Raw genomic sequence first — 18,421 nt, forward strand, 5'->3', positions numbered from 1 at the left:
GCGTTGGTCAAAGGGACCGCCGCGCGATAGCTCAATCGACGATGCCGGTAGCCTGATCAAAAACATCCGCGACTTGCAGTGCCGTGGAACTCCAATCGTGGGTCTCTAATATTTTCCGAATCTCAGTCCGGTCCCAATCCCGTGCAAAAGCAGCGGTCAATCCGTCGGCCGCAGCAGTTGCGGACCGCTCTGGGAGGACAGATCCCAACCGGTCGTCATTCAGGATTTCGGGAATGCCGCCCACCGGTGTGCCGATGGCCGGTAGGCCACAGGCGAGGGCTTCCATCAGCACGTTGGGCGACCCCTCGCGAGCGGAAAGAATGGCATACAAATCGGCTGCGCTGTACCACGTCGACAATTCTTCATGGGGCCGCCGCCCCGGCAAATGCACGCGGTCCTCTAAACCATGCTCGGCGATTTTCTCATTGATCACGCTCGTGTAATCATTCCCGTAACGCGGCGAGCCACCGACAATCACCGCGTGCAGTTGTGGGTGCGAGGTCTTGAGGCGACCTAACGCGTCGACCAGTAAGTGAAAGCCTTTGTTCTCGAAACAATCGCCGACACTGATCACGATTTGCGCATCGGCGGGCAAATCCAACTTGCGGCGCGCCTCGTCGCGAGGCAGCGGTTGAAATTTTTGGCAATCGACACCATTGCCGATCACGCGAGTCTGGGCAGGATCGGCTCCCAGCGAAATCATCTTGGTCGCAATCTCTTCGCTGACTCCCACAAATTGGTCGGCATTGCGCATCGCCCAACGAATGCGATCCCCCACCACGGGGCTTTCGGGAAAACGGTGAATGTCCTCGCCGCGTCCGGTGATGACGACCGGCTTTCCAAATCGTTTTCCCAATTTCGTTCCCACCACACCGGCCGGATAGGCGAAGTGAGCATCAATGATGTCGAAATCGAATTCACGACGAATCCGCTTAGCCGCCTGCAAGACACCGGGGTACATGAGGTTCGCCTGAATATATCCCCCCACTTTAGGCAGCATCGGGTAACGCGGCCGTACGATCTCCAAACCGTCGATCGTTTCACGTAAGGGAACTTGTGACCAATCGTACCAACGGGAGAGTTTTTTGATCGGCGGAAAATAGGGAATCGGAGCAATCACCCGAACGGAATACCCAGGCAGCTTGGCAATCGCACGCACGCGTTCCTTCACGAAGACGCCAAAGGTGGGCATCACCGAGGAAGGAAATGACGCACTCACCACAAGAATGCGCCGCTGCTGCTTCGATGGCGGTTGTGCATCGACGGCGGTTGCTTGCATGGTTTCAGTCATGGGCACTGAGGTTTGCATAGTCACTGTTGAAATTACGGCGGAAGTCACTCTCCGCACGCCTTAACCAGCCCGATCTAGGAGACGGAACTCAATTGCTCGACCGTTTTTGTCACGCACCAAGCGCCGACGCCCTCAAGGGCTGTCTGACCTGCGTTCGATTCACCCGCTGTATAGGTCACCTGCTGTCCGTCAATTTCCACTCGCCAAATGACCTCGTCGCCATTCTCATCCACGGCGAAACCGGTTGCCTCTGTGCCGTCGAGCGGACAGGAGACGGTGAGGTCGCCGACTCGAACATCCAACGGTAAAGGATTGTCCCCGTAAAACGTGACGACTAGGGACTTGTCGGTCGCGGGTGATTGACATTGGATCCGCCGCCCTTGTTGATGAACTCCATATCCCGGTGCGAACCAGCCCACGGGTGACTCCTCGACGGCCGGTTGTTCGGACGTTGTCATATCCAGTCCGTTGGTCCACACCTGTGGCAATGATCGCTCTTCGCCCATTTGCCAATTCCAGGTGATGCTGCGCGGTTGATCGGTCGTGATGCGATCCGCCACCCACATTCCCTGCCCAGGAATTGCCAGGATGTTGCGTTCGACAGTCGTTCCCGCCCCCCATTCAGCGCGTCCGCGCATTAGCCACACATCGTCAGCGAGTCGTGCATCCAGGTGAGGTCGCGGCGCTACGTGCGACCACGCCAAACGTCCGGCACGTTTGGCCATTTCAATGCCATCGACGTCAATCGTATTGTGAGCCCCCGCTGAGCGAAAATGCCCGACCCAAGCGTCGTCACCAAAATAAAACGGCATGCCGGGATCAACGAGAATATCGCGCCCTTGATGGCGGAACAGTATCTGCAAAGCATCAGCATGTCCATGCGCGGTCGAGGGTGTCGCATCGGCATGCAAACCGTCGCCCAACGGTCCGGCATCGAAACAAATCCAGTCTTGCTCCGCGGCGGCGATTGTATAACCCGACTCGGGTAAGACAGTCGCGGTGAACGGCAATTCATTTGCGTCTGCCGCCGTGAACTTTTGCGCGTCACAACCGAATAACCAATACGCTTCTTCAGAAAACGTGTTTTCCGACAGCAATAATTTCGGGTCCTCGAAGAGGACGGCACCCAGTACGCAGAGGGAATCAAATTCCCAGAAATCATCATGGTGCACCGGAATCGCTCGCGCGGAATCGACGTCGCCGATAGCCGGCCAACGCCCCCCCGGTTGCCGAAAGGCCAACCCCGCCCGAAAGGCATTCTGCACGACCGGTTCCAAACTCTTGATTGGCTGACCCTGATCGCGAGCAGCGACGAGTGCTAGGGACATGAACCCCAGCGTGTAATAGTGGTAACCGGTCGCCTGTTCGACGCAAAATCCGTCGTCGTAGAATTGCCGCGGCCCCTGTTCGTTCAAAACGCGGTGCCCTAATTGCTGCCAGCGTTCCGCGCCCGGTGTGCCGGACAACGCGCAGCCGATTAAATACAACCCGGCCGCTTCGCCCACCAAATGGTTGTACGGGCTGGAATAATACGACAAATGGTGTTCGATATATTCCGCTTGTTCGCGCAGGCTGCGCGTGATCAATTCGAAGTCGCCCGGTTGCCAGCCGTCCCAATCGGCCAGCGTGGCGATCGTCCAGATCCAAGAGATGCCCCGCATGGCCAACTCCAGTGCGCTGGTCCAATGCACCCCTTCGTACTGACGATTGTTGTCGATCCAGTCCAGCAACAATTCACGAGCCCGCGCCGCACACTGTTGTTGTCCACCAAACCGCCACCCACGGGCCAGTTCGACCAGAAACTGATGCCGGCCCAATTCCCAGACATACTTTACATCGACGCCGTTACCAATTTCGTATAACGACATATCCGCGTAGAACTGCCGTGGAAACACAAAGTCGGTACGCGGGTCGGCCATCCAATCGACAGTGTTATTTACATCGACCGGGAAGCCCAAAATTTCCCACTCGCCCGCCAGCACCGCTTCGGCACGTATTGTTGCGGCGGTTACCAGTTGCGCGTGCTCTTCGGGACGCTCCGTTTTGAGTCGTTGCAGTTGGTCAGGTTTCGCGCCGGGGACCAGTTTGAGGCAATTGCCAATGAGATCAGCGGCGCTCTGCGTGCCGACAACGGGGGGATGGCCATACCATTTCCGCTCTCTCCGCACGCGCACCTTCTCCGCCAGTCGCGTACGAATTTCGCGAGGCGGCATTTTCCGGAGTTTATGGAACCAGCGGAATCGACTCATGGTGCTTATAGATTCAGGAATCAGGATCGAGGGATTAATACTGAGGCGATGCGACCGGCTGCTGCAATCCGGGCATTGCCGGTACATTCTGATTTTGTGGAATTTGCTGCAGCTGTTGCGATCGACCAAACTGCTGAAATCCAGGCCCGTAAATTCGGCTATAAGCAACAATCAAGGCCATCATCCAAAATCCCCATTCCGCATCCAGACGGTCACCGAACAGACAGGTGCCAAGAAATGCCGTCATGCACGCAGCAATTCCACAGCCATACAAGGCCTCGTCCGTACGGCCTTGGCGAATACAATTCCGGATGGTTTCTCGCAACACTAATAACCCCGTGACGACGAACAATATTTTCAGCAGAAAGCCTTGAATGCCCCATTCGCAGGCCTCGTTAATGTATCCATTGTGGACCGCCCTCCCGTCAAAATCTTGATCATTCACCTCTTTGATATACTTGGGTCCATGAACGCGTTTGAAACCAAATCCACCCGCGCCGAGCGGATAGTCGGAGATCATCCGGATTCCGGACTTCCAGTACTGCAACCGAGAGGTTGCGGACGAATCCAGTTCTTCGGTCGAGACGAATGTCGTCATAAAGCGTTGAATAATCTCAGGGTCACCCATCAGCAGCCAAACAGCAACGCCCCCTAGACAAAGCAATTTGAAGGCGCGCCGTCGAATCGCTTTTGGTGCAAACACCGCGAACGCAACACCGCTGGCAATCATCGATAAAAACGCACCGCGGCTATTGCAGAGCAAAATCACGTTCAAAATAAACGGGGTGGCCAAAAATACCGTGAATTTCTGATATCGACTGCCAGCCATAAAAACCGAACCTGCCAGCGGAATGATCGTTACCGCCAGTGAAGCAAGTTCGTTGGCATGCAGAGCGCCTGGTGCTCCCACTCCTTCCAACCGTCCGGCAACCATCTTGCCCCGATCGTTGATAGTGGCCTCCCAACCAATGTACCCCATCCCAATGATCAAGGTCATGATGACCAACTTGAAATCACTTTCCGTCCGAATCGCTGCGATCATCATGAAAAACAACAAGACGAATTTCGCGACAAGTTCGTAACTCCCAAAGCTGACCCCCCAATTCCTAGCCAATAGAAAATGCACGGCCGTAGCATTGACGAGCAATAGCGTCGCCAACGTGATCATCCGCCGGGTCTTGGGAGTTGTCGGTTGATTTGAGTTGGGATTGACCGACCTGGATATGAGTACAGCGATCAGCAGACCAACACCGCCGTAGAGATTCCAACGATATGTGGCAATATCGCGGCCCCACCACCAGTACGGAGGGGATGCGAAAAAGGTCAGCATATACATACAAACGCCCCACGCTGGCCGCATAAAAGCAAGCAAGCCAAATAGGACGAATAGTGCTAGGAATGCGACGAGTGAAATACTCACGTCACGGGCTCCGTAGATTGAATGCTGTCGCCCACGCAAGACTGCGCACCCGACAAAGTCTCATAAAGTGCTTCATACCGCTCGATCATACCGTCTAAGCTATAACACTCCTGGTGACGCAAGGCCGATCGCTGCCCCAATTCGCGACGCAATGTTTCATCCAAGATGATCTCGTCGAGCGCCGCTGCAAATGCCTCGACGTCGCCGCTCGGTACGACGCGTCCCACGGCCTTTTCACCACCCACCAACAAGCCGCTGTCGCCCACGTCGGTCACGACCAATGGCAACCCAGTCGACATCGCCTCCAAGACGGATTGGCTCATGCCTTCATTCAAACTGCAATTCACATAGACGTCCATAGCAGCTAGCCAATTCCCCACATCTTCGCGATGACCGACGAGGTGAATATTGTCTGCCAAACCGGACGCTGCTGCATGATCCGTCAAACGGGGCAACTCCGATCCATCTCCGACAAGCATCAAATGCACGTTGCGACCGTTACCGGCCAGACGCGCGACGGCATCGATGGCGAGTCCAAAATCCTTGACCGGCACCAACCGCCCCACGCTGCCAATCAAGACCGCATCGCTCGGAATCGAAAATTGTTGGCGGATCTCTTCTGCAGTCGGCCCCTGAGGATCAATCTCTGGGCGACTCACTCCGTTGGGAATGACCAGAATCTCTTGATGCAAACGACCGCACCGCTGAAGCACTTGTCGGCGAACCGCCTCCGCAACGGCAACCACGCAATCGGACCGCTCCAAGGCCCACCGCGTAGCCCTTCCTCGCAACTTGCGTTTCCAGGAGGATGAATTCAAAGCATCGAGCTCCATGCCTCGTTCCGCATGAATGTGCATCGCTGTTCCGGACAATTTGCGGGCCAAAGTTGTTTCCACCAAAGTGCCCCAATTGTGCGAGTGCACGATATCGACCGACTTGTCGCGTAACGTTCTTGCCAAACGACGTACTACACCAAAATCGTTGCCCAGTTTCTTGTGCAATTCAATCACCGAAATATCGTCTCGCTCAAGCCACTGTGCTGCTGTACCGTTTTTGTCTAAACAGATAATCACCGGCCGGAATCGCCGCCGATCCAATGCGTTCGCCAACCGCGCAATACACCGCTCCAGACCGCCCACACTAAAATTGTGGACGACAAACGCGACCGTCAACCGACGGTCGGCGAATTCGCTATGCTCCGGGTTGTGTTCCACAGTATCAGCGACCATTTCATCCCAACGACACGTCTGAGCCCGATGATTCAAACCGATCCATTGTTCGCAACATGGCAGTCGATCGAATTGTTCGAAAACTTGATGTTTACTACTCGAATCGTCTCGAGCACTCTTGCAACTACGCCAAATCTCTGTGCAGTATTTCCGCAATCCGCGTTGACGTTTGACCGTCCCATTTTTCTGGAATTTGGCTCGAACGATTCGGGCTGGACTTGATGCGGCCCACAGCTGCCAGAATATCGTCCGTCCGCCAGCCGACCAATTGATTGCTGCCACTCTCGATCGTCGAAGGCCGCTCCGTGTTTTCCCGCAACGTGAGACAGGGAACCCCCAAAGCGGTTGTCTCTTCTTGCATGCCCCCCGAATCGGTCAGCACAAATCGAGCGCCGTCCATCAGGCTGAGCATTGAGTGATACCCCTGTGGTTCGACCATGCGGTACCCGTTCAAGTCGTGTCGTTCGGCGAAGCCGAATTTTTGCAACTGCCCCCGCGTCCGTGGATGGATGGGAAACAGCACCGGAAAGTCCTCTGAAATATCATGTACAGCTCTGAGGATTGATTCCAGACGTTCCGGGTCATCAACATTCGAGGGCCGATGCAAGGTGAGCACCACATAATCCTTGTCGCCGCACCCCAATTCGCGACTGGATTTTAAAGCTTGCGCCTGTTGCCGATGCGACAGCAGAGTATCAATCATCACGTTGCCGACAAAATGAATTCGCTCCGCAGGCACACCTTCGCGTTCCAAGTTGGTTTGAGCCGAAGGTTCGGAGGTAAACAGCCAGTCCGAAATCGCATCGGTCATGATGCGGTTGATTTCTTCAGGCATCGCCCGGTCGAAACTGCGAAGCCCCGATTCGACATGCGCCACGGGGATCCCCAATTTGACGGCCGTCAGCGCCGCGGCGAGCGTGGAATTGACATCCCCCACCACCACAACCGCCGCCGGCGGATTCTCAGTAAATTCCGTTTCCAACCGCCGCATCACTTCGGAGATCTGCCAAATGTGCGAACCGGATCCCACACCAAGATTGAGATCGGGGTGCGGAATGTTCAACTCGTCAAAAAACGTCTGCGACATTTTTTGGTCGTAGTGTTGTCCGGAATGGATGATCTTCGTCGCAAACCCGACGTCTTTCAACGGACGGATCAACGGCGCGATCTTCATAAAATTCGGCCGAGCGCCGGCGATAATGGAGAGTTGCTTCACTTAACGGTCCTCTAGCAGAATACGCCATCTATTCAACGCAGTATTTACGATTTCGCTTGTGCTACCAATATAGTATGCAAACCGAGCTTACAGGCAGGGTTGATCTTGGACCAAAACGGGAGCCACCGTTGTAGCGTTGGAGAGTTGATGATTCGAAAGAGTCCTTTTCGCCCCGATGCACAAATCGTATACAGCTGTTGAATCGTGAAATGCGGTGATACGATGCGGCGCAGTTCGGCAATTGACAGAATATCTTCGCGTGGCTGCAGTTTGTCACCTTTTTTCAACTTTTCGTATTCACCACCCCGATAAAACGTATAAGCATTCGGAGTTGTCAAAATAAGAAAGCCACCGGGAGCTATGAGTTTCCGCGCGCGGGCAATATAGCCGGGCTGGTCATGTACGTGCTCAATGACTTCTTGCGATACGATAATGTCGAAGGATGATTCCGGCAAAGGAACGGTCAACGCATCCCCAGAGAGAAACGTTATTCCATCGAACAAATTCGCAGCCGCTTCAATCGCCGCCGGACTGTAGTCGATTGCCGTTATCGTGCCGAAGTGACGCATAATGGCCGCTAACGAGCCATTGCCACATCCGAAATCTAGAATTCGTGGATCGGTTACGTTGAGTGCGGCGATCTCGTTGATAATGGTGGATGCCCGCAGCAAGCGCCTTCCTGAGATACGATCAGCAGTGTTTTCTGACCATCGGTCGTTGTAATATTCAATTTCGCTTACGTTTGTCATTGACTTGCTAGTATCGCACGGAAAGAGTGAAAGCTTGTTACACAACTCTCTAGACTAGAGGCTGTACAAACGGGCTAAGGTGTTTACGCAACAACCGAGGGAGACTCCAGCCTAGATTCAGATTGGGATGCTGGGTTGCCGGAGTTTGAAATGACTCTTTGAAAGAGGGCCAACAGATTGTCGATCATTGCTTGATATTGAAAGTGTGCAACCACCCATTCCCGTCCAGACTGTCCCATTTGTGCTGCACCCTCGGAATTCGTTAACACGTATTGAATTTTTCCAGCGAGTTGCTGAACATTTTGCGACTCAAACAACAGGCCTGTCTTCCCGTCGTCAATGTAATCTGGAATACCGCCGACGCTTGAGCCGATCGTGGGGCAACCACAAGCGGCTGCTTCCAATAACACATTCCCAGATCCCTCGCTAAGACTGGGCAGCACGAAGACATTGGCAGCACGAAAATAGTCAGGAATCAACTCGCGGGAAACGCGGCCAGGCAAAATCACTCGCCGCGTCTCGGAGTGTTCACGTTGATATTCTTTCACTTTTTCCAGTTCGCTGCCGTCACCGCACATGACAAGTTGTGCCTGCGGACATTCGCGAACCAAGCAGTCGTATGCCCCAAGCAAAGTGTCAATCCCTTTGACGGGAACGATATTCCCCACAAACAGAATCGTGGGTACATCGGGCAGACCGAGTTTGACTCGGCTTTCCGTACGGTTCCCTACTGAAAAATGATCGACATCGACCCCTTTCAGTACAACCGAGACGCGCTCCGCGGGTGCGCCCAATGCCATGGCTTGATCAGCCAGTGCACTGCTCACACCAACAACGTGGTCAGCGCGGCAAAGTGTTAATGCGATTACCGATTGATCAAAACCGACGCCGTAATCGAGGTCGGAAATACTGAATGCATCAGCCCCTCGAAGGCTTACAACGACCGGAACTCCGACCCGATGCGCGGCACCAATACCAGCAGTTCGTTTCGGCCAGGCAAACGGGCTATAAACCAAATCAATTTTCTCGTCACGGAGTACCTTTTCAATCGCTAGTTCAAACCGAGCGACGGCCAGTTGACGGGAAAACTTACCCGGGACGCGCTCGCCGGAATTCGTTGGCAACTGAAGTCGGAATAAGGAACGCAGAGTATGCGATACCTTCCTCATCTGAGGAATCGGATGCATCTTCACGCTCTGTACGTTCCCCGAAGTCTTGGCATGGGGACTGACGACGTGCACTTCAACCCCCGCATTTGAAAACGCAGCCAACTCTTCTTGCAAGACAGTATATGCCGCGCTGTGAGAGGCAGTTTTGCTAGGAGGCACGAGCGCTAATATTCGAATTTTACGACTCATAGATGATGGCCTGTGCGACTTCAGAGTCGGCAGTTCAATGATTTGCTTTTTTCCGACAACTCAAGACAGGGTTCACTCGTCGAATCCGGTAGTTTGGGGCAGTTTCTATTTCGCTGGCCCCAACACGTCCTCATGCTGACTTGACACTTCGCCATGCTGTGAGAGATGTAATAATGTCTGAGCGACGATGCGTTGGCAAACAGATATAAAACGCGCTGCCTCCCGCACTGATTAAAATCAGCCCACAAATCACTGCGAGATCAAGAATTCGTCCGGGGGTCCAAAAATGTTCGATGACTAAGGCGACCGCCAAGGGTGGCAATAATGCGAGGAGACTGGGTGGCCAGATATTCAGGAAGTATTGCATCTTCGGCATTTCCAATGCCGTGCAGGTCCAGACAGGCAAAAGAATGACCGCGACAAGTAGCTGTGTCGTCAATACCGCATAGGCCATACCGATCGGTCCGTACAACCAAACACCTAGCACTCCAATAACCAATGTGACCACGATCTCAACACCTGCGGCGATGGCAATTACCCGCAAATTGGCTGTGCTTCGCAGCACGGCCCGAACGCCACCGGATGACATCTTCAGTGCACGAGCGACCGTCAAAACGCAAAGGACGGGATACATCTGAGCGACGTATTGCTCATTCATCCAATACTCAATAAACAATCGACCATAAACGATGAAAAATATTGCCAACGACAATGAAGAAACCGCCAACAGACGTGGTGGCAGGACCATCAATTCCAACATCGCTGCTTTGTTCTTTTGTGCATTGAGTTGACTGGCCAAGGGATCAATGACTTGGGTGATGGCTGAACCCAATTGCGCCGTTTTTTGCGTGATTGCTTCGGGGATCGAATAAAACAGGACGACCGCAGGACCACAGATCACGCCCACGATCAAACCGCCGGAATAAACCAGCACACGGGCGGCGGCATTGGCCATTACATTGACTCCGCCGAAGCGGAATACCATTTTCAATGTGTCGCGGTCAAAGTAACGCAGAGAGAAGTTCAATTCCGGTAAGAAAACATTGGAAAAACATGCGCGCAGGAGCTGGCCTGATAAGGTGACGGCAAACGTGGCCACCGCCATGCCCACCAATCCGTAACCCAGCAACAGCGCTGCCACTACAGACGCCGCCTGCAATAGTTGCATCGACACGGCAATCGCATTGCTCACGTCGTGTCTTTGTAGTGCTGTTAGTGCAGCTCCATAGACTTGTGCCAGCATCCGGGTGGCCATTGTGGCACCGGTGAGTAAAATCACCCAGCGTATGTTGCTGATTGAATGATCGCCAATGTCGACGATGAAAGGAAAGGCATAGGTGGCGATCCCCACCAAAACCAGCACCACGGCCGCCACTGCGGAATAGACGACCATCGACGTCACATAGACCTTATTGACCGACTCGTAATCCTGAATGGCATGGAATTGCGCGATGTACTTCACGCCCGCGCCACGTAAGCCCATGTCGGCCATGGCGTAGTAGCTGGTGAATGCCATGACCATCGACCACAGCCCGTATGACTCGTCGCCCAGTTTGGAAACGAGGTAAGGCGTGAGGAAAAAGGTGATGATAATCGCGCAGCCGCGGCCTAGCCAATTGAAGACTACGCCTCGAACCGCTAATGCTTTATCAGACATTTCACATCGTTTACTTGGTGGGGGAATAAATTCTAGTCTGCGATTGTCGAATGATCTTAGGATGTCATCGTGACTTGTGGCGGTGTACTGACGTCCGCTGTAGTCGGTGAGTCGTCGCTGCCGGAGGTAACTGCGTTTAATGTGGCGGCCAGTTCGGCCGTTAATGTCCGGCCGTCAAAATCATGGATGGCCTTGTCCCAGCGTAAGTCGGCGTCGGACCGCTGTCGATGCTGAATCAGATCCTCCAGGACAGTTGCAATCGCCTGAGGTGTATGGTCAGTCGCCACCGCTCCCAATTGATACTGGTTGATCACATCGGCCGTCGCACCCGCGTGCGCCACGGCCAGAATCGGTTTGCGAAACGGCAGCATCTCGAATAGTTTTCCCGGGATCTGCAGGTCCGTGCCGGGCTGAATTAACAACAGCAAATCGGCTGCCGCCATGCGACGCAACGCTTCATCGCGCGGGACGGGCGGGGTGAGTGAGATGTACTCGCCGCAATCATGATCTTGCAAAAACGTGGGAATGTTGAAATCGCCGCTGCAGTTGCCGATCTGTTCAAAACGAATGGCAATGCCACGTTGATTGAGCAAGGCAATGGCTTCGATCAGCGGGCGTGGATCGCGTTCACGATACAACGATCCGGCGTGTGTAAGTGTTAATGGATCTGTATTGCTACGGGCAGGAACTTCACCGAGCATCTGTTCGATTCGCTCTACCAAATGGCCATCGCAGCCGTTGGGAATGGTGAGGAATTTTGATTCCCATTGCGGATAAAATCGCCGGAAGTCGTCAGCCATCGCTGCGGTATTCAGGATGACTCGATCCGCCGTCTCGACGCAGCGGCGCTCGAACCAAGGGTAGCAATTTTGTCCCCACGGATTTTGCTTTTTATGGCCCCAAGGCCGTCGTGCCCAGGGATCTCGAAAATCGGCGACCCAGGGCAAACCGGTCGCACGTTTTAGCCGTCGGCCAACAAGGTGAATGCTGTGTGGCGGTCCCGATGTCATGATTGCTTGCGGATTGTGTTCGCGGATCATCCGTTTTCCAGCGGAAACTGCCGGCGACACCCAACCGATGGCCTTGTCGGGGGTAATGATCAGCAGATCCTTGAGGTTGACGCACCACTGCCGCAGCGGTCGCAACCGTGACTGCCGAACAGGGATTTCAGCTTGCGCAGTTTGGTTTCCCTCAGGCTGTGCACTTGCGGTCGTTTGATTGCTTTTCTTCGATGCGGCGGCAGGTTGTGAGCGATACCACTTACTGACCCGGCAACGTTCGGCGATGATCGAATCCAGAGATGGATCACTCAGCTGTGTCGCCGCCTGTGAATCGGAAGCCTCGTGTTCCATAGCAAGTATCAAAGGTTGCCAACCGGACTCCGGTAGATTTCGAGCGAAGCGTTCAATCCGTGGAACGCCGGGCGAGAAATCCGGTGGGAAATCGCGTGCGATCAACAATAATTTTTGGGCAACCGTCGTCACAAATAGGCTCCAGTGGGGCCGAACCAAACAGTTTGAACGTTCATCAACCCATCGCATGTGGGCAGTATGGTATGATCACTCTCACTGGCCCGCAGATATTTTTGCGGAGGACGCAGCGCATGCTGATTGTTCGAGAGAGGGTTTCAAAGCGTCCGTCATTGTTCCAAAGGAGACTTCACCCAATAAACGATCCAACTTCCGATGGGTGGACCCCAGATTTTGATAGTGCCGAAACCGTGAACGCCAGCCGCACTGCAGTCGTGGCTGTTCGGGATCGACTTCCCACGGATGAATGTAAAACATGAACGGCTGTCCGCTGCGATTGATACGGTGAATGCATTCGATGGTCAGCCGCGCCGGATAGAGTCGAAAATACCCGCCGCCGGCAACCGGAAGATTCATCCGATTCGCCACGCGATACACCGAAGGCGGAAACTCCCACAGCCCGCCCTGCTCATTCTCGATGCGATACGGGAACGGTTCGGCATCGGGGATTCCATATCGGTCATGGTGTACGGGAAAAATGCTCGAATCAAACTCAATGCCGTTATCCGCCAAGATGTCCAGTGCCCACAACGATTGGCCGGTGACTGAAAAACTGGGAGCGCGAAACATCTTCACCGGTTCACTAGTAATGTCCTCAATGATGCGGCAGCTTAATCTTAGATCGTCGGCGAACTCTTCCGGTGTCATTTCGTAGATCAATTGATGCCAATGACTATGACTGCCGATTTCATGTCCGCCGCGCTGGATATCGCGAACCAATTCAGGATATTTCTGCGCCGTCCAACCCAGGATAAAAAAGGTGCCGCGGACTTGATGCTTTTCGAGGAGGTCCAACACGGAACGCGTGTTGCCCACAACGCGTCCTTCAAAATCATCCCAGCTTGATGTGGGAATTCGATCTGCGAACGCGCCGACTTGAAAATAATCTTCAACATCGACAGTAAAGGCGTTCAACATAGGATCTGCGGTCGGAATTCAGGGTGGGTTAACGGCCGGCAGCAGCCGACCGTCAAATCGTTTGGGAGAGGTCGTTGCGAATCATCAATGTCCGAACAGGACGACTGCTCAATTTGTCTGTCCCGGTTCGGTGAGGATCGCCGATTGCGTCGAGACTTCTTATTTGGCAGCCACGGGCGCTGCTTTAGTTTCTCCCGCCGGCAAATCAAACAGTGCTTTGTTCAGCACCGGAATCAACTGTTCGGCGAATTGCAACGACGGATCAAGCTCGCCCTCCTTCAACTCCTCAAGCGGCGAAACGCTGCGGACGATGTAAAGCTTGTACAAGGTGTTATTCCAGATGAACTCCACACGGGGATTGCTCGGCGCGACCCAGGTGCCATCAGTGGACCAGGTCCAATAGACCCGCTGTTGCTCACGGTTGGCGGCATCGGGACGATGGAAGTCGGCCGTTTGGAATTCTTCGACAAGCGGCTTACCGGACTCGTCGCCCAAATCGACAGTGACCGTCTCGGGGGCAGCGCTCATCATGATACGCCCTTGTCCCTGAAAACAAATGTCCGGAGTATGCACGCTCACCGTTCCTGGACGACCACAGACGATCAAGACCGACATAGCCATGCGCGTTTTTTCGTTGACATATTCACGAGCGAAAATCCGCTCAGCCTGTGCCCGTTTCGTATCCTCGGGATCAATATTGCGATCCCGCCCCTTCCAATCCCCGAAATCCATCGGAATATTATCGATGTTTTTGGCCGCCAGAATCAATGCGTCAGCCGCGCCCCAGCGGCCGGCATAGTTACCGTGAACCACGCCGGTTCCAATAATGATGACCAAGGCGATGACCAGTGAAATAATGCGTACCATCTCGGATCTTTCAACGACAAACGAATTGTTTGGAAACTAACGCCGTCCTCACCATTTCCGCCGGCATCTGTCGCCGACGCTAGATTTCGCGTTACGATTGCGAAGGTGTTGGTTCGGGCGAACGATTGTATTGGTAGCCGTAGCCGTAGCGCGAACCGTATCCGTAGCCGCCGTATCCGGAACGGTATCCGCTCGTCTCACCGTCCAGACCGATCACAACCGCGCCTAATACCGGAACGCCCAACATGGCCAACCGGTCGCGTGTGGCGGCCACCTTAGGACGACGACTCACGTCGCGGCGAATCGAAAGGATCACGGCATCCACATGCTGGGCCACCATCAGCGAATCGGTGACCGGCAACACCGGGGACGAATCAACGACGACGAATTCGTATTTCTTCTTGAGTTCTTCGAAGATCTTACCCAAGCCATCCTGGGCCAGTGCAGCCAACAGCTGTGAATTGAATTGACCGGCAGGAAGGACATCCGGACCGTCGTCGCTCGGCGATTTAATGGCCTCTTCCAGCGACGCTGTTCCCAACAAGACCTCGCTCAAGCCGGGATGTTCCTCGACACCGAAGACTCGGTGCACATTGGATTTTCGGAAATCGCAATCGACAAGCAAGGTGTTTCGGCCCACACGAGCCAAACTGGCCGCGAGATGGCAGGACAAGGTTGTTTTGCCTTCACCGGAAATCGCGCTGCCGACCATCACCAGCCGGGTCGATTCCACATTTGCATCGCGAATTAACACCGTCCGAGCCGCATCGATCGATTCGGTCAGCACGCTGTGCCAAAATGCACTTTTGGCTGTCTTTTTCGCCTTAGAGGATTTTTGGCTGGCCCACCGCGGCATTTGCGGCAAAGCTCCCATGATTCGCAAGTTCAATCCGCCGGTGACGTCGCCCAAGGTATCAATCCGTTTTGCTTGGAATTCAAACCAAACAATGGCGGCGACAAACAGTCCAAACACGCCCAAGCCGGCCATCGCCGATTTTTTGTACAGCGATTCCCAATCCTTGATCCGCGGCACTTCAGCCCATTGCGCGACATTAATTCGATCTGGTGCATCCAATTCGATCTTCAGCTCGTCGATTTTGTTATCGATCTCATCGGTTCGAGCCTCTAACTTGGCTGCTTCTTTTTGCAGTTGTTGCAATTCAAACGAGTCCGTTACGATCTGTGTTTTTTGTATTTTCCGATTGTCGAGCTCTTCTTTTAATTGCTCGAGGATAACATCCAACCTCGCAATCTGTTCCTCAGCGGGTAAATCTCCGGGGTTTGGAGCGTTGCCACTTTCACGGATTTTTTGTTCGATGACCGGCCGGAGTTCTTCACGGTATTTTGCGATCGCTTCTTGAGTTGTTTTTTGCTCACGGCGTGCAGACTTCAGTACGGAGTTGTTTTCCGTGTCTTTCAATGTTTCTTCGTATCGGCGGATTGTCGCTTCGATCGCATCGGCTTTGATTGACAGATCTACCATTTTCGGATCACGTTCAATGAGCGTGTCGATCAGATCAGCTTGAATATCAGGATTCTCTTCCAAAGAATCCCCGATTTTTTCGGTAATCTGAGTCTCCAATCTCAATTTGTTCCGCAAAATGGTGTGGTTGAACCACTGATCCTGCAACTGTCTGGTGAATGCGTTGTCGGCGGCAATGTCCAGGCTAAGTTCCTCTTCATTAGTAATGCCCAGACGCCGCCCCAGTTTTGCAATTTCGTCAAGCTTCTTTTTGGTTTGTTGCTCGTAGTCGACGGACAACTCGACCAACTTAGTAATCCGTTTTTTGTCATTGAGCTTCGTTTCGTTGGCGATATCGCGATAGTAGACTTGCGTGATCGCATTGACGATCTCCGCCAACTCCTCCGGTTTTTCGCTATACTCCATTTTGATCGCGAAGAATTCCTCATCTCGCCCCGACGCGGAGAGTCTCGCCTCTAACCAATCGATCTCGAACGTTTGCCCCTTGAGCAGCGGCAGATCGCCGATTGTTTTGAACCCGTACTTTTTTAGCGTTTGGTTGCGGACAGGCTCGTTCAAAGCGGTATCCAACACCACCCGAGACAACGCGCGGAACATTTGCGTGCGCTTGAAAGTATCAAAATCGCTGCTAAACGAACTGTTATCCTGCAACACTGACCCCGGTGTGGCATCGATGTAAATGATGGATGACGCTACGTAATTCGGCGGCACCAACAAATACACTGCGGCCGCGGCACTGCCTCCACAGAACAAACCGACCGTCACCGCCAAAAACCATCGTCGACGAAACGCATTTAATAATGCCTTTGGGTCAACTTGCCCGGCTCCCTCGTTGCCCGCCATCGGGGCTGGCGAGGGGTCCATGCCATTACCAACCGGTACGAGTGCGCCGCCACCGCCGCCACCCCCATTGGTGTACGCTGGAACGCCGGCATTTCCGTTTCGGTAGTGGTTTGGTTCTTGATTTGATTGCATCATGATGTCTCGGCTCAGGGGTAAAGTCAGCCGGTCTGCACCGACTGCCCATGTCCAGCTGAAAAATTCCCACGCAAATTTGTTTCAACCCATCCTTCGTCGCCACCACGGGAGACGAAGTTTCTATCTATCTGGCCTTAAGGTAATGGCAAATGAATTTTGCCCGACCCTTTCGTATCCGACTCGGCCCCGCCATCCTTGGAATTTGTCGCTGTCGCGGTTTTGGAAAAGCCCATTGCCAACGAGTCGTAGTCGTCGTCGGATTCCTCAATGAACAGGTGCGAAAGCAGCCACAACTCTCCCCAAAGTAGCAACAGTCCAAACGGCATCATCAACCAACCTGCCCAATCATGGAAAAGGCTTTCGGCCAATTCGGGGCTGGCCAATTGATACGCCATGCCGGTGATGGTGATCCGAGCAATATTGGAAATCAACGCAATCGGAATCGCGCTGGCTAGAATCAACAACCGCACCCAAATGTTGCGATCAATGATCAAGGCCACAGCTGCCGACAGTGCAAAAAAGATCACCAACATTCGCAATCCACTACACGCCTCGGCCACGCCAATTGTGTGTTCGCCCAGGTGAATGATGTTCCCTTCGGCAATGGCGGGAAGACCGAGCGTCTGCATCACGTACGAACTGGTCACCGTGCCTAAGTTTCGCAGCGGCCCCATCATCATCCGTTCCACTTGAAACGGGAGCGGAACCATAAAGACCAAAAAGGCAAATGCCGGCCAGGCCCATTTCATCGCGGCGACACCGCCGAAAAGCATGCACAGACCTGCCAATGTCGGAATGATAGACATGCCGTCAAACCAGTCAAAGTTAATCCAACCTGCCCCCAACCGCATCGCAGCCCCCAGCACCAACAGGCCGACGCCCCACCAACTTGTTTTGAGGTTTTCCGGTTCCAGCTTATCCCAGCGGAGCCACAACAAGGCAATTGCAAACAACGGCACCAGCCAACCGTGCGAATATTGGGGGTCGTTCTCCCATTTTCCCGCCATGGTCGTGACTGTCGGCCAATAGGCCCACATCACGGCTGCCAGCAGGACGGCTAATCCACCCCAAACCTCGACGCCGAATACTGGTTTTGAACTCTTTTCGCTGGTTCCCACCGGCTATACTCCTCGGATCACTTCGTGCTTCTGACTATCACTATCCCTGCGTTCAGCGCGGACTCCGTCCCCATCGGTTGCAATCACCGTTCCCTTTGGATTCCAATTCCATGCGTCCTTGCCCCCGTGAAACATGCACGGCTCAACTCCCCGACCGGCAGTCATAGACTACCGAACTGTCGTAAAATCAAACGCAAGCCGCAGGCAGAATGCGGCACATTGCCGAATTTCTTGCGACTGGCGCGGCATCGTGCCGCAGCTTCCTTTGAGCAGTCTAACACGTCGATATCCGTCGTGGATCAATTCCCAGACTGCATCAGGCGGTCTAGCCGGTTCCGTTCTTAGAATAACAAACGTAA

Annotated in this window: 13 protein-coding genes; all 13 read right to left on the minus strand. The window is 53.9% G+C overall.

The window, feature by feature from the left end; all coding sequences use genetic code 11:
* Positions 1 to 31: 31 nt before the first annotated feature.
* The 13 genes from CA54_RS06890 to CA54_RS06950 all read right to left on the minus strand — a co-directional run bounded on the left by CA54_RS06890 (position 32) and on the right by CA54_RS06950 (position 18,062).
* Complete coding sequence (locus tag CA54_RS06890) at positions 32 to 1,291, minus strand: glycosyltransferase (protein ID WP_197532258.1); 1,260 nt, start codon at positions 1,289 to 1,291, stop codon at positions 32 to 34.
* 74 nt (positions 1,292 to 1,365) lie between these two features.
* Positions 1,366 to 3,504 carry an alginate lyase family protein gene (locus CA54_RS06895; RefSeq protein WP_197532259.1) on the minus strand — a complete coding sequence of 713 codons (2,139 nt, stop codon included), beginning with the start codon at positions 3,502 to 3,504 and terminating at the stop codon, positions 1,366 to 1,368.
* Between the two features lie 70 nt (positions 3,505 to 3,574).
* Complete coding sequence (locus tag CA54_RS06900) at positions 3,575 to 4,960, minus strand: O-antigen ligase family protein (protein WP_146370074.1); 1,386 nt, start codon at positions 4,958 to 4,960, stop codon at positions 3,575 to 3,577.
* The gene (locus tag CA54_RS06905) at positions 4,957 to 6,189 is read right to left on the minus strand and encodes a glycosyltransferase (protein ID WP_146370075.1); all 1,233 of its coding nucleotides are present in this window, start codon (positions 6,187 to 6,189) and stop codon (positions 4,957 to 4,959) included. The genes CA54_RS06900 and CA54_RS06905 overlap by 4 nt, the downstream gene beginning before the upstream one ends.
* Positions 6,190 to 6,313: 124 nt before the next feature.
* Positions 6,314 to 7,405 (minus strand): non-hydrolyzing UDP-N-acetylglucosamine 2-epimerase, encoded by a 1,092-nt coding sequence (gene wecB, locus CA54_RS06910; RefSeq protein ID WP_146370076.1) that lies wholly within the window; start codon positions 7,403 to 7,405, stop codon positions 6,314 to 6,316.
* A gap of 44 nt (positions 7,406 to 7,449) precedes the next feature.
* Positions 7,450 to 8,199 (minus strand): class I SAM-dependent methyltransferase, encoded by a 750-nt coding sequence (locus tag CA54_RS06915; RefSeq protein WP_146370077.1) that lies wholly within the window; start codon positions 8,197 to 8,199, stop codon positions 7,450 to 7,452.
* A gap of 38 nt (positions 8,200 to 8,237) precedes the next feature.
* Positions 8,238 to 9,512 carry a glycosyltransferase gene (locus CA54_RS06920; protein WP_146370078.1) on the minus strand — a complete coding sequence of 425 codons (1,275 nt, stop codon included), beginning with the start codon at positions 9,510 to 9,512 and terminating at the stop codon, positions 8,238 to 8,240.
* Between the two features lie 130 nt (positions 9,513 to 9,642).
* Positions 9,643 to 11,169: an oligosaccharide flippase family protein gene (locus CA54_RS06925; RefSeq protein WP_146370079.1), complete on the minus strand. Its 1,527-nt coding sequence runs from the start codon at positions 11,167 to 11,169 to the stop codon at positions 9,643 to 9,645.
* 56 nt (positions 11,170 to 11,225) lie between these two features.
* Positions 11,226 to 12,653, minus strand: coding sequence for a glycosyltransferase (locus tag CA54_RS06930; protein WP_197532261.1), 1,428 nt, complete (start codon positions 12,651 to 12,653; stop codon positions 11,226 to 11,228).
* A gap of 81 nt (positions 12,654 to 12,734) precedes the next feature.
* Complete coding sequence (locus CA54_RS06935; RefSeq protein ID WP_146370081.1) at positions 12,735 to 13,616, minus strand: XrtA system polysaccharide deacetylase; 882 nt, start codon at positions 13,614 to 13,616, stop codon at positions 12,735 to 12,737.
* Between the two features lie 159 nt (positions 13,617 to 13,775).
* Positions 13,776 to 14,483 (minus strand): exosortase-associated EpsI family protein, encoded by a 708-nt coding sequence (locus CA54_RS06940; RefSeq protein ID WP_146370082.1) that lies wholly within the window; start codon positions 14,481 to 14,483, stop codon positions 13,776 to 13,778.
* 91 nt (positions 14,484 to 14,574) lie between these two features.
* Positions 14,575 to 16,944 carry a polysaccharide biosynthesis tyrosine autokinase gene (locus tag CA54_RS06945; RefSeq protein ID WP_146370083.1) on the minus strand — a complete coding sequence of 790 codons (2,370 nt, stop codon included), beginning with the start codon at positions 16,942 to 16,944 and terminating at the stop codon, positions 14,575 to 14,577.
* Positions 16,945 to 17,078: 134 nt separating this feature from the next.
* Entirely contained in the window at positions 17,079 to 18,062 is a 984-nt protein-coding gene (locus CA54_RS06950; RefSeq protein ID WP_146370084.1) for an exosortase/archaeosortase family protein, read from the minus strand.
* Positions 18,063 to 18,421 lie beyond the last annotated feature (359 nt).

The organism is Symmachiella macrocystis, assembly GCF_007860075.1.
Lineage (GTDB): Bacteria > Planctomycetota > Planctomycetia > Planctomycetales > Planctomycetaceae > Symmachiella > Symmachiella macrocystis.